Consider the following 11691-nt stretch of genomic DNA (forward strand, 5'->3'; position numbering starts at 1 on the left):
GTTGCAACGGTTGGCCGCGTACTCTTTGCGAGTAGATGTCAGGATTGTCCCATACCCTACACTTGTCCATAACTTTTTGCATTCTGTCCCGGTGCTTGCATCAAACCAGTCTTGGAACTGGTCCCCAAAAAAGCGCATCCTTTCAAGATATTGCAACCACAGGGGTTTTCATCTCATACCGCGCGATCTGTGGCTGCCGTATCAATCGTGCAAAAGTGCCAATACCTCCTTGTGCAGATCATGCGTGGCCGCCGAAAGGATCGGGCCTTCATAACTCAGGCCCGGCACCTGCCCCGCCCAATCGGTCAGAATGCCGCCGGCCTCGGTCACTACGGGGCGCAGGGCCATGATGTCGTAAGGCTTCAGATCGTAATCAACGACGACATCGACATGGCCTGCGGCCAACAGGGCATGCGGATAACAGTCATAGCAAAACCGTCTTGTCTGCCCGGCGCATAGCAATCGCGACAGGACCGCAGGCTGCGTGGCGTGGATTTTGTCGCCCTCATTTATATAGAGTGTAGCCTGATCCAGCTTCCGGGTTTGCGATACGCTGATCGGGGTGCCGTTACAGGTGGCCCCCTGCCCTTTCACCCCCGCGTATACCTCATTCAGCATCGGAAGGCTGATAACCCCGATTTGCGGCTCTCCATCCGTCAGATGCGCCAGTAAAAAGCCAAACAGCGGAAACCCGGAAATGAACGAACGCGTCCCATCAATGGGATCAATCACCCAGCAATGTGTCTTGCCGGTAAAGTTCGCGCCGTATTCCTCGCCCAGAATGCCATGATCGGGGTATCGCTGCGCTATCCATTCGCGCACGAGGCATTCTATCGCCTGATCGGCCTGTGTCACCGGGCTTGCATCCGCTTTGAAGCTTACCCCCAGATCGCTTCGAAAATACCCCCGCGCTGCCTCGGCCGCGAGGTCCGCCAGTGCCAGACAATCCGCGAGCAAGCGCTGAATTTGGATCTTTCCTTCCGGGTTTTTCGAAATTTCCAAAAAACTTACTCCCTTAACACGCGCGTTTGGCCCCGGCTGTCTGTTTGGTCAGGCGCCCACATCAGCCCTTTACCCGTGTCATGTGCGGATCATAAAGCGGGTCCATATGCACTTTGCACGGAACCCGCTCGGTCGCGACTTCCAGTTCATATTGACCTGCCTCGATATAGGCGCGATCTACCCCGCCCGAATGGCGGATATAACCATAGCCGATGGATTTTCCGATCGTGTAGCCATAGCCACCGCTGCTTAACCAACCGGCCCGTGTCCCGTTACGGTAGATCGTTTCTCGTCCAAGCAATATGACAGCGGGGTCCACCGTAAAGCCTGCCAACATCTTCTGGACGCCGTTGTCCTTGGCCGCTTGCGCCGCTGCACGGCCCTTGAATTCAACTGCCTTGCGTAATTTTACCGCCCAGCCCAACCCGGATTCAAAGGGCGAATAGTCCGGCCCGATGTCGGCGCCCCATGCACGGTAGCCTTTTTCCAGCCGTAGCGACTCGATCGCGCGATAGCCGGCATCAACCAGCCCATGGGCCTTGCCCGCCTGCATCAGCGCGGCGTAAACGGTCGTGGCGAATTCGACCGGCAGGTGCAGCTCCCACCCCAATTCACCAACATAGGTCACGCGCAACGCCAGAACCGGGCAGCCGGCAATCCCAATGATTTGCAGCGTGCCAAACGGGAAAGCCGCGTTCGAGACATCGCTACGGGTCACCGCTTCCAGGATGGCGCGCGCCTTTGGCCCCATCAACGACAGAACGGCTTTCGATGAGGTCACATCGAAAAGCTGACAATTCATGCCCGAGGGAATGTTGCGGCCTATCCAGTCAAGATCATGTGTGGCAAAGCCCGTACCCGTCACGATGTAGTATTCGTTTTGCGCAACACGGCCGACCGTCAGATCGCATTCAATGCCGCCATGATCATTCAACATCTGCGTATAGATCAGCGAACCGGCCGGCCTGTCGACATCATTCGCGGCAATCCAGCCCAGGGCTGCCGCCGCATCCGGCCCCTTCAGCACGAATTTGGCAAAAGAGCTTTGATCAAACAAAACCGCACTTTCCCGCGCGGCGCGGTGTTCGCGGCCGACGGCATCGAACCAGTTTTGACGGCCGAAACTGTAGTCATCTTCCGGGGTTTCTTTCAACGCGCGGTCCGCAAACCAGTTTGGCCGTTCCCATCCCAGCTTTTCGCCAAAACAGGCGCCTTGCTCTTTCAGATGGGCATATAGCGGTGATTTGCGGCAGGGACGGCCTGACGTGTTCTCTTCATACGGCCAGCCCATGGTGTAATGCTTGGCATAGGCCTCGATCGTGCGGGTGCGGACCCAGTCGGTATCAAAATGGGGTGCGCCAAAGCGCCGAATATCCGCCGACCAAAGATCAAAAGGCGGCTCGCCCTTGTGGGCCCATTCCGCCAGCGCCATGCCTGCACCCCCGCCCGCAGCGATGCCAAATGCGTTGAAACCCGCACCGACAAAGAAATTCCTCAGCTCTGGCGCCTCGCCAATGATAAAATTCCCATCCGGCGTAAAGCTTTCGGGTCCGTTGGTCAGCGTTTTGATGCCCGCATTTTCCAGCGCGGGTACCCGTTCCAACGCCAGTTTCATCAGCTGCTCAAAATGGTCGAAATTGCTATCGAGAAGGGAATAATGAAACCCTTTCGGAATTCCGTTTCGCGCCCAGGGGATCGGATCGGGTTCATAACCGCCCATTACCAGACCGCCGACCTCTTCCTTGTAATAGGTCAGCCGGTCGGGGTCGCGCAAAGTTGGAAGGCTGGATGTGACCCCCTTGATGGGCTCGGTCACCATATATTGATGTTCCATCGAAACCAGCGGCACATTCACGCCAAAGCGGGCCGCAAAATCGCGGGTCCATTGACCGGCGCAACAGATCACGCGCTCACATTCGATTCGGCCCCGATCCGTTACCACGGCGCGGATGCGGCCATTTTCGATTTCGATATCCGTCACCTTGGTATCTTCAAAGAGGCGCGCGCCAGCCATACGCGCGCCCTTGGCCAGGGCTTGGGTAATATCGGCGGGGTTTGCCTGACCATCGGTCGGCATATAGGCCGCACCGATCACATCATCGACATTCATCAGGGGCCAAAGGTCCCTTGCCTCATTCGGCGTCAAAAGATCCATCTGCAACCCGAAACTGCGCGCCGTCGTGGCCTGGCGTTTGACCTCGATCCAGCGCTGCGCGTTACACGCCAGCCGCAGGCCGCCGTTCATTTTCCAGCCGGTGCCAAGCCCGGTTTCGGCCTCGATCCGGTTGTAAAGGTCAACAGAATATCCAAGCAATTGAGTGATGTTGGCGTTTGATCGCAGTTGCCCCACCAACCCCGCCGCGTGAAATGTCGTCCCCGAGGTCAGTTTCTTGCGCTCCAGCAGAACGGTATCGGTCCAACCCAGTTTGGCAAGATGATAGGCGGTCGAGCAGCCGACAATACCCCCTCCGATGATCACAGCCTTGGCGGTTGTAGGCAATTCAATCATAAGGCTGCTCCGTAGGTTTTTTGGAATTCGCGGTGTGCATCGCGAAATCGGGCAAGGTTTTCGGCGCTATATTTGCGGTAGTCGAAATCCAGCTTTGACGTGATCTCAGAAACCATGCTCCACATGGTTTTACGCAACAGCGATGCGCATTTCATCGCGGCATGGCGGCGGCTCAGGTCTTCTGTCAGTGGCGCCTCAAAATACTGCTCCAGCATTTGCTGCTCCATCCGGCCCGATAGCGCGTTGTTTGAGGAAAGCCCCCCCAGATCGAATAGCGGCGTATTGAAACCCGCATAGTCATAGTCGATCAGCCAAAGCCGTTTTCCGTCATCCAGCAGGTTGGCCGCCAACAGGTCATTGTGCCCAAAGACAATATCAAAGGGCCCTGACGCCGCTTCCAGCGTATTGCTGATCGCAACCAGATCGCGCACCACTGTTTTATGGCGGCTTTCACGTTCATCCAGCGTGGCGCCATAGTCACGAATGACGTGAAACACCCAAAAAATCAGCGCGGGCCCCCGCAGATGCCGGGGAACCTCGCGGTGGCATCTTTTGACCAAATCCACAATCCGGGGCAGCATGCCGGGTTGGCGCACATCCTCTGGCGTCAGGGTATGGCCGTCGACGAAATCAAGCACGGTGATCATGGGTTCACTATACTTGACTGCTGGCGACACCCCGGCCGCAGAAGCCGCCTGAAGGGCGCTTAACTCATTAAAGCGCATAACGTGATGTTCGGGGATATCCTCGCCCACCCTTACCGCGTACCGGTCCTGATCATCCTCGGCAAGATAGTTGATATTCGTGATCCCCCCGGTCAGCGGGGTAAGGGAAACCTGCCCGTTCCAACAGGGTAGCGCCTTGATCCGGTGAATTATATTGCCGCTATCCAAGATGCCTCTCCCGTGGCAAAGTGAATGTTTTTTCCAAATTTCAAAGGTATCCCTTCTTAAAACCTACGTTAAGCCACATAATCCGTCAACAAAAACACACTTTGCAACAGATAGCTTGTGACGCTATCTTTCTTGGTTGCGCTTTCAGGGTTTATCTTTCAGTCCAATCGATGTGGGCGCATCCAAAGAGGCAGCATGCAAAAGATCGCCAAGACAACGAACCAGCGCGAAGAAGAGATTTTGCGTGAGATCGGCAAGGCCGGCGGATCATGCCGGGTCAATTACCTGGCCAAACGGCTGCGGGTTTCCAGCGAAACAATTCGCCGCAACATCCGTTCCCTCGAAGACAATGGCGTGGTGCGCAAGGTGCATGGCGGGGTCCATCTGCTGGACCACTTGAACGAGCTTCCGTTTCAAAATCGGATGGATACCCAATCCGACATCAAACAAAGCCTTGCCCGGCTGGCCGCCGGAACGATCAACAATGGGGATTCGGTGTTTCTGGATGTCGGGTCGACCACCGCCTACGTCGCAATGGCACTGCGGGATCACAAGGATCTGCTGATCGTTACCAACTCCATCTTTGTCGCGCAGACGCTGGCCACGCGTAACAACAACCGTGTCTTTCTGGCCGGAGGCGAGTTGCGCCCCCATGACGGCGGTGCCTTTGGCGCCGAGGCTTTGGAACTGGTGGGCCGGTTCAACGTCCAGTTTGCGGTGTTTTCAATTGGCGCCATCAATGCCAGCATGGGGTTCATGCTGCACGACTTTGAAGAAGCCAATATCGCGAGGATTGCCGCGCGTAACGCGCAGGTCCGCATCGTTGTGACGGTTAGCGACAAATTCGGAAAACGCGCCCCGGTGGTGCTGGATCATGCCAACATGATCGACATCGTGATAACGGATAGCGAGCCACCGCAAGAGATCAGAAAGATGCTGGACCTTCACGGAATTGACCTGATCCTGCCGTGACCCGAGGTTCCTTTCTGGCCGGCCCGATCCGCCCTGAAACAGGCTCAGGTTTTGGTCACTGCACCGGCGTCCAGTTTTAGCCGCGTCTCGAACGCCCGGGATATATGCGTGCGCAGCGTTGCCTGCGCCGCTTCTGCGTTGCCATCCTTGATCGCATCGACAATCGCCTGATGTTCAGCCAAGGCGGTTTCGCCCCGGCCCTCGACCGACAATGATGTTGTCGCCAACAGCGCCATCGACCGGTGCACCAGATCAAGTTGCTGCACCAGATACCGGTTGTGCGAGGCTAGATGAATCTGTTTGTGAAAACGCCGGTTCGCGCGGCTAAGCGCCTCGGGGTCTTGCATATAGCTGCGGTCTTCGCTGACCATATCGTCCAGCACGCGGATTTCTTCGGGGGTGGCGTGTTTGGCGGCAAGGCGGGCGGCCAGCGCCTCCAGTTCCGCACGCACGACATAAAGCTCGGCCAACTGGTTATGATCCAGCGAGGCCACGATAAGGCTGCGCCCGTCGCGCGCCAGCATGGATTGCGTTTCCAGCCGTTGCAACGCCTCTCGCACCGGTGTGCGCGATACGCCGAGCCGCTCGGCCAGTTCAGACTCGACCAGCCGATCACCGGGCCGATAGATCCCCTCATCAATCGCCTCAAGGATCAGCGTATAGGCATCTTTCTGCATCAAAGCCCTTTCAAACTGCGGGCGCGACACTAAGCCCGTGCGCCCCCAAAGGGCAAGCCAAAAGCCCACCGAAAACGCATCACCTTGCCGCCGTCGGGCAGCGGCGCTATCTTGTCGCCATGGCCGTAGAACACTTTTCTCATGTCACCGACTGGGTCTTTGACCTCGACAACACGCTTTACCCCCCCGAAGCGCGGCTGTTCGATCAGATCGAGGTCCGGATGACCGCATTCGTGATGCAGACGCTGGGCGTTGACCGTGATCACGCCAACCATCTGCGCCATCATTACTGGGCGCTTTACGGCACCACGCTTGCCGGGCTGATGCATGAACATGACGTCGACCCCGGCCCCTATCTGATTGATGTTCATGATATTTCCCTGTCGCACCTGACCAAGGATCCCGCCCTGCGGCAAGGTATTTCAGCCCTTCTGGGTCAAAAGATCGTCTACACCAACGGCTCCGCCCCCTATGCAGAACGGGTGTTGGAGGCACGCGGTCTTACCGGCCTTTTTGACGGCGTTTACGGGGTTGAACACGCCGCCTTTCGCCCCAAACCCGAACGCGCCGCTTTTGAGGCGATTTTTGCCCGCGCCGGAATCACCGCTGGCCGCGCCGCGATGTTTGAGGATGATCCGCGCAATCTGGCAGCCCCTCACGCCATGGGAATGCGCACCGTGCATGTCGCCCCGACCCCCGCACCCGCGGCCCATATTGAACACCACACCAGCGATCTGGCGGCCTTCTTGCATAAATTGAGGGGCTGAGAAAATATGCCGCACTGCGACAATTCGCCACTATCGAGACGCAACGCCGCCCAGTATCACCGCCCGGCTATCGGGCAGATAGCGAACCGGAGACATTGAAATGACCATTACCAGCACCAAGGGCAACGCGGCCTCGCACGCCTCGCCTGATACCACCAAAGGCACTCGTTTCATGTTCATTCTGGCGCTGGCGATCGTTCTGGTCGTTGCGGGCGCCACGCTCGTTTTTGGTCTTGTCGGATTGATCCTGTCTGGCGTGATCGCAACGGCGGTCTGCATGGGGTTGCTCGTTTTGATGACCGCAGGCGGCTGACCCGCCGCGCGGTCTTGGACATGCGGTCTGCGGCACGTTAGAGAGCCCGTTGAAGGAGAGCCGTCATGACAACCAAAGCCCCGTCCGATAGCCTGAACCGTGAACCGATTGATGTGCTTATTTCCGGCGGCGGTGTTGCCGGGTTGACCGCGGCTGCAGCCTTTGGCACGGCGGGTTTTAGCGTGATCTGCGTGGATCCGGCCCCCCCTGTCACCGCTGAATCCGACGCCGGGGCTGATATGCGAACCACGGCGCTCTTGCGCCCGTCGATTTCCGTCCTGCGGGCGGCAGGTCTTTGGGAAAGGCTGGCCCCCTATGCGGCACCTTTGCAGATCATGCGCATCATAGATGCCGGCGGCGCCGAACCTGTGGCGCGGTTGACGCGTGACTTTGACGCGCGTGACATCTCTGACGAGCCGTTTGGCTGGAACCTTCCCAATTGGCTGCTGCGGCGCGAATTGCTGGCACGTTTAGCCGATTTGCCCAATGTCAGCTTCCGCCCGGGCGTGGCCAGCCGCAACGTCGTGACGCGCGAGGCGGGGGCCGTGGTGACGCTTTCGGATGCAACACAGGTCACTGCGCGGCTGCTGATCGGTGCTGACGGGCGCAATTCTTCGGTGCGCGAAGCGCTGGGGATTGGTGTTCGTGCCACACGCTACGGCCAAAAGGCGTTGGCCTTTGCTGTCACGCATCCGATCGCGCACAACAACGTCTCAACCGAAATCCACCGTGCCGGTGGACCTTTTACGCTGGTGCCTTTGCCTGACCGCGACGGCATCCCCTCTTCTGCGGTCATCTGGATGGAACGCGGCGCCGAGGCCGAACGGCTTGCCGCCCTGCCCACCGCCGCATTTGAGGCGGCGATGTTTGAACGCTCGACAGGCATCCTGGGGCCGCTGACACTGGCCACACGCCGCTCGGTCTGGCCCATGATGTGCCAGATTGCCGACCGCTTCATCGGCCAGCGCAGCGCCCTGATGGCCGAGGCCGCACATGTGATTCCACCGATCGGGGCGCAGGGTCTGAACATGAGCATTGCTGATCTTGGCTGTTTGCTGGATCTGGCGCAAAAAACCCCCGGCGATCTTGGCAGCGGCGACATGCTGGCACACTATCAGCGCCGCCGTTGGCCGGAAGTCAAAGCCAGAGTGACCGGGATTGACCTGTTGAACCGCGCCTCGATGGTGTCGGCGCGGCCCCTACGCGATATGCGTGCAGGGGTGCTGGGCGCTCTCTATTCGTTAGGGCCGGTGCGCCGGGGTCTTATGAAAGCGGGCCTGGGCGCGCGCTGAACCCCAGAGGGGATCTGGCGTAAAAATCAATTTCTTTAGCAATATCTTTACCTGGATGGGGCAACGTCAGCAGGAACGTATCAAGAATGGTATTTGATCATGAACCCCAAATCGCCCGCCGACGAACTGGCCACAATCCGTGCCGAAATCAACCGCCTGAAAGCGCGGGAAGGTGAATTGCGCGCCGCCTATCTGACCCAACCGGATCTGCCGCGCCAAGGGCGGTGGCACCAGGTGGAATTGATCACGCATACCACTCGCGTCTTCGACCCCCGTCTTTTACCTGTTGAGGTAAGAAACGATCCGCGCTTTCAACGCGAACGGGTAACGCGGACCTTGCGCACGATCCCGCCTTTGCCGCCCTATCCGGGCAAACCCACCGCATCACCACGAAGCCGCAGCCTTTTCGGCCATAGCCTGGTGCATTAGCCTGAAAAGTGCGAAGGGGTTGGTCAACCCTTTGACCGCACCGGATTGAGCCTGTCCCTCAACCATAAGTACGTTGCTCGCGGGGTTGCAGGCAGATGGCTCGCGCTAAATCTGCAACGGTAAGGTATGGTGGCCTCAAGGCCGATCCAACCCCATGGTCACCAGGGCGGATCGCCGCGCGGAATAAACCCGCGCTGGTTGGCACCGCGCCCTTGCTGCACAGGGTGCGGTGCCATGGGTAGAGATAGGAAGAATGAATTTCGCAAGAATACAGTGCGCAAGACACTGACCAATGGGCGGACGTGGGGTCCGGTTTCCAAGGCTGTTCGTCCTGCTGCGCCGCGAAAGCGAACCGTCAGGCATCAACCGCATCTATCGGCTGTATCGAGAAGAACGGCTCACGGTGCGCAAACGCCGAGCCAGGCGCAAGGCGCAAGGCGCAAGGCGCAAGGCGGTAAGAACCCGGGTGCCGATCCTGGTCAAGGCATGGCCAGACGCCCGATGGTCGATGGATTTCGTCCATGACCAGCTCGTCTGCGGACGGCGGTTCCGGATTCTGAACGTGGTCGATGATGTCACTCGAGAATGCCTCGCGGGCATTCCGGATACCTCGATTTTCGGGCGCCGCGTTGCGCAATACCTGACGGCCCTGATCGAACGGCGCCGAAAGCCGGGAATGATTGTCAGCAACAACGGCATCGAACTGACCAGCAAGGCGATCTTAACCTTTGCCACAGAACGCAAGATCGAATGGCATTACATTGCGCCGGACAAGCCCATACAAAACGGAGTCGTCGAGAGTTTTAATGGGCGCCTGCATGATGAATTGCTCACCGAGACCATCTTCCGGAACATGGCCCATGCCCATGCCCATGCTGTAATTCGGGCATGGGCTGCTGACTTTAACGAACATGCCCGCATTCGGCACTTGGCTACCAGACGCCCAAGGTATTCGCCCAACGCCTGATCACCGTAACCGACACCCACGCAGCGCCGTCTGATAGCTCCGCGCAGGTGTCGGTTGCTCTGACTGCGCCACATGGCGTATCAACCCAAAGGGCTTGGTCCCGATTGGATGACAATTTGGCGGCAGGCCAATGGCATCACGGGTGGAAAGCTCCCAATCAGAGCAGGGGATCATCGGCGCGCATGACACCGGCCCTCTTATCCGGTCCAAGAACGGCCTTTGGCAGGCAATCCCGGCTACAGCTGCTGGTAAAAGCAGCAAGGGTGGCCGCATCACGCCCGGAGAATGGGAACGCCGCGCTGGGTTGCGGCTACGGTTCATCTACCGTCGTCGTGGGCCAAGCTTGCTGGTGGCTGAAGGGCGGCTGAATACGAAAGGTCGCGCTGTGGCAAGCAAGTTACAAACCGGGCGTGGCGTGGCAACCGTGCCGATCTTCCTGCTGGTGCCGCAGGTGAAGCTGCCCAAGAAGCTGGACTAGGCGCGGGATGCCGGACGAGCGGTGGAAGGCGTGGCGGAACTGATTGTGGCGAATCGGGTGGAAGAAAAACTGTGACACAGCCCTCGCGTCATTTCTGCGCCAGCAGATCGACAAACTCACTGCTGGTTTTCTGCACGCCGGCAAGCAGTACTTTCCAGTCTCTGGGCGGGTTTTCATCCTCTAGCATACCTTTGAACACCCAATAGGCATCGGTGCGGCTGTCAAAGGCGCGCAGCGTGGTATCGTCGTTCACCCATGCAAAGATGAACACGCAGCTTTCAACGTGAAAACGGAAGAACGGCCGGTACTGCTGAAAGAATTTTGCCCGGAACCAGTGCCGCTCCTCGTCAGCCAACGTGTTGCCCTCCCGGAACTTCGGATCGGTTGGGTCAGACGGGATCTCTTCAAAGATCAGCTTGGTGATGGCCGCAAGCCGCTTCAAAGCGTTCTTGCTGCGATAACCAGCGGGGTTGGCTGCTTTGATGGCCGTAATCTTTTCGATCAATTCCGCCACCTGATCCAGAAACAGCGGATGCGCGAACAGGGTGCATCCGTTCACGACCAACGGCACGTTGGGGCCGCCCGTCGTTCATTTTCGGGCGAAAGAGCCGCATTAAGGTCAAGCTCGGCACCCTCGGCCAGCTAAGACAGCTTGGCACGAAAGGACGTATCGAGGTCGCGGGTGTGGCCGGGATTTTGGCTTATGTCCTACGCCAGAAACGACAGAAACACGCCGATGGCAGGGGCTTCCCCGACACCCGAAACGCGACCAAGAAGGACATCGCCTTCCGGCAGAATGGTGTAGCAGATACGGTCACGTTTCTTGAGGCCGAGCGCCTTGCGCACGACCCCAGGCATCGTCGTCTGATACTTGTCCGTCAGCGTGGACTCGACCTTTAGTTCGGCAATCATGTGCGTTCCATTCACGTTACCCGATCAAGGTGATGCAGATGCATTACCCATTCAAGAACGCAGCGGCACTAGAATTGCCGGATGCGTGCCAGCCCGCCCGAGATTTGGTGCCCTCATGCCCACCACACGCGAAACCATCCTCACCGCGCTGTTCGCGCTGCTGCAGCCGCTTGCCGCCCTTACCTTGCGTGACCAGGTGTTGCCCCAGAAAATCCCTTCGGCGGGACTGATAATCGTGTGGGATGGCCAGCCCGGCGAGCCATAAATGACGCTTTCGCCCTTACGCTATCACTATCAGCATCGGGCCGAGCGGGAAGTTGTCATCCAGGCCGGCACCGGTCAGGCCAGCGTCTTGAACAAACTGCTCGCCGCCTTCGGCACAGCCCTAGACGCTGATCGCACACTCGGCGGGCTGCCTTTGATCACCTCGATGGAGGAATGGCAGCGGATGTCACGGAATGCGGCGAGCACTTCGGGGTC

The 11691-nt window shown here is 58.6% G+C and carries 11 protein-coding genes and 3 pseudogenes; 8 read left to right on the top strand and 6 right to left on the bottom strand.

The features are described from left to right. Positions 1 to 201: 201 nt before the first annotated feature. The 3 genes from ACM62R_RS12450 to ACM62R_RS12460 all read right to left on the bottom strand — a co-directional run bounded on the left by ACM62R_RS12450 (position 202) and on the right by ACM62R_RS12460 (position 4404). Positions 202 to 1002, bottom strand: coding sequence for an inositol monophosphatase family protein (locus ACM62R_RS12450; RefSeq protein ID WP_415184370.1), 801 nt, complete (start codon positions 1000 to 1002; stop codon positions 202 to 204). Between the two features lie 61 nt (positions 1003 to 1063). Then, positions 1064 to 3511: a GcvT family protein gene (locus ACM62R_RS12455; protein WP_415184371.1), complete on the bottom strand. Its 2448-nt coding sequence runs from the start codon at positions 3509 to 3511 to the stop codon at positions 1064 to 1066. Next, positions 3508 to 4404 (bottom strand): phosphotransferase, encoded by an 897-nt coding sequence (locus ACM62R_RS12460; RefSeq protein ID WP_415184372.1) that lies wholly within the window; start codon positions 4402 to 4404, stop codon positions 3508 to 3510. The genes ACM62R_RS12455 and ACM62R_RS12460 overlap by 4 nt, the downstream gene beginning before the upstream one ends. A gap of 195 nt (positions 4405 to 4599) precedes the next feature. On the opposite strand from ACM62R_RS12460, the gene ACM62R_RS12465 reads away from it, so the two are divergent. Continuing rightward, on the top strand, positions 4600 to 5376 hold the full coding sequence (locus ACM62R_RS12465) for a DeoR/GlpR family DNA-binding transcription regulator (protein WP_415184373.1): 777 nt from the start codon (positions 4600 to 4602) through the stop codon (positions 5374 to 5376). A 44-nt stretch (positions 5377 to 5420) separates the two neighbouring features. On the opposite strand, the gene ACM62R_RS12470 is transcribed toward ACM62R_RS12465, so the two are convergent. Continuing rightward, positions 5421 to 6053 carry a GntR family transcriptional regulator gene (locus ACM62R_RS12470; protein ID WP_415184374.1) on the bottom strand — a complete coding sequence of 211 codons (633 nt, stop codon included), beginning with the start codon at positions 6051 to 6053 and terminating at the stop codon, positions 5421 to 5423. A gap of 119 nt (positions 6054 to 6172) precedes the next feature. Here ACM62R_RS12470 and ACM62R_RS12475 point away from each other — a divergent pair, with 119 nt between their 5' ends. The 6 genes and pseudogenes from ACM62R_RS12475 to ACM62R_RS12500 form a co-directional block, all read left to right on the top strand. Continuing rightward, complete coding sequence (locus ACM62R_RS12475) at positions 6173 to 6820, top strand: pyrimidine 5'-nucleotidase (protein ID WP_415184375.1); 648 nt, start codon at positions 6173 to 6175, stop codon at positions 6818 to 6820. A gap of 100 nt (positions 6821 to 6920) precedes the next feature. Next, positions 6921 to 7133, top strand: coding sequence for a hypothetical protein (locus tag ACM62R_RS12480; RefSeq protein WP_415184376.1), 213 nt, complete (start codon positions 6921 to 6923; stop codon positions 7131 to 7133). A gap of 92 nt (positions 7134 to 7225) precedes the next feature. Next, complete coding sequence (locus ACM62R_RS12485) at positions 7226 to 8425, top strand: UbiH/UbiF family hydroxylase (protein WP_415184382.1); 1200 nt, start codon at positions 7226 to 7228, stop codon at positions 8423 to 8425. A 99-nt stretch (positions 8426 to 8524) separates the two neighbouring features. After that, a complete protein-coding gene (locus tag ACM62R_RS12490) occupies positions 8525 to 8854 on the top strand; it encodes a hypothetical protein (protein WP_415184377.1) in 330 nt (109 codons plus the stop codon). A 313-nt stretch (positions 8855 to 9167) separates the two neighbouring features. Continuing rightward, positions 9168 to 9904, top strand: a pseudogene (locus ACM62R_RS12495) (integrase core domain-containing protein); the annotation flags it as partial. Between the two features lie 86 nt (positions 9905 to 9990). Next, a pseudogene (locus ACM62R_RS12500) lies at positions 9991 to 10374 on the top strand (DUF6441 family protein); the annotation flags it as partial. Between the two features lie 13 nt (positions 10375 to 10387). On the opposite strand, the gene ACM62R_RS12505 reads toward ACM62R_RS12500, so the two are convergent. Together ACM62R_RS12505 and ACM62R_RS12510 are read right to left on the bottom strand one after the other, a co-directional pair. Then, positions 10388 to 10870: a type II toxin-antitoxin system YhaV family toxin gene (locus tag ACM62R_RS12505; protein ID WP_415184378.1), complete on the bottom strand. Its 483-nt coding sequence runs from the start codon at positions 10868 to 10870 to the stop codon at positions 10388 to 10390. A 137-nt stretch (positions 10871 to 11007) separates the two neighbouring features. Next, positions 11008 to 11211 (bottom strand): type II toxin-antitoxin system PrlF family antitoxin, encoded by a 204-nt coding sequence (locus ACM62R_RS12510; protein ID WP_415184379.1) that lies wholly within the window; start codon positions 11209 to 11211, stop codon positions 11008 to 11010. A 115-nt stretch (positions 11212 to 11326) separates the two neighbouring features. On the opposite strand from ACM62R_RS12510, the pseudogene ACM62R_RS12515 reads away from it, so the two are divergent. Beyond that, positions 11327 to 11626: pseudogene (locus ACM62R_RS12515) on the top strand (acyl-CoA transferase); the annotation flags it as partial. Between the last annotated feature and the right edge of the window lie 65 nt (positions 11627 to 11691).

Source organism: Phaeovulum sp. (assembly GCF_047638075.1).
Classification (GTDB): domain Bacteria; phylum Pseudomonadota; class Alphaproteobacteria; order Rhodobacterales; family Rhodobacteraceae; genus UBA6197.

What these genes read in the sequence shown, in the direction of transcription:
- ACM62R_RS12455 (WP_415184371.1), bottom strand. Translation starts at nt 3,511, where the DNA reads ATGATTGAATTGCCTACAACCGCCAAGGCTGTGATCATCGGAGGGGGT.
- ACM62R_RS12465 (WP_415184373.1), top strand. Translation starts at nt 4,600, where the DNA reads ATGCAAAAGATCGCCAAGACAACGAACCAGCGCGAAGAAGAGATTTTG.
- ACM62R_RS12470 (WP_415184374.1), bottom strand. Translation starts at nt 6,053, where the DNA reads ATGCAGAAAGATGCCTATACGCTGATCCTTGAGGCGATTGATGAGGGG.
- ACM62R_RS12475 (WP_415184375.1), top strand. Translation starts at nt 6,173, where the DNA reads ATGGCCGTAGAACACTTTTCTCATGTCACCGACTGGGTCTTTGACCTC.
- ACM62R_RS12480 (WP_415184376.1), top strand. Translation starts at nt 6,921, where the DNA reads ATGACCATTACCAGCACCAAGGGCAACGCGGCCTCGCACGCCTCGCCT.
- ACM62R_RS12490 (WP_415184377.1), top strand. Translation starts at nt 8,525, where the DNA reads ATGAACCCCAAATCGCCCGCCGACGAACTGGCCACAATCCGTGCCGAA.
- ACM62R_RS12510 (WP_415184379.1), bottom strand. Translation starts at nt 11,211, where the DNA reads ATGATTGCCGAACTAAAGGTCGAGTCCACGCTGACGGACAAGTATCAG.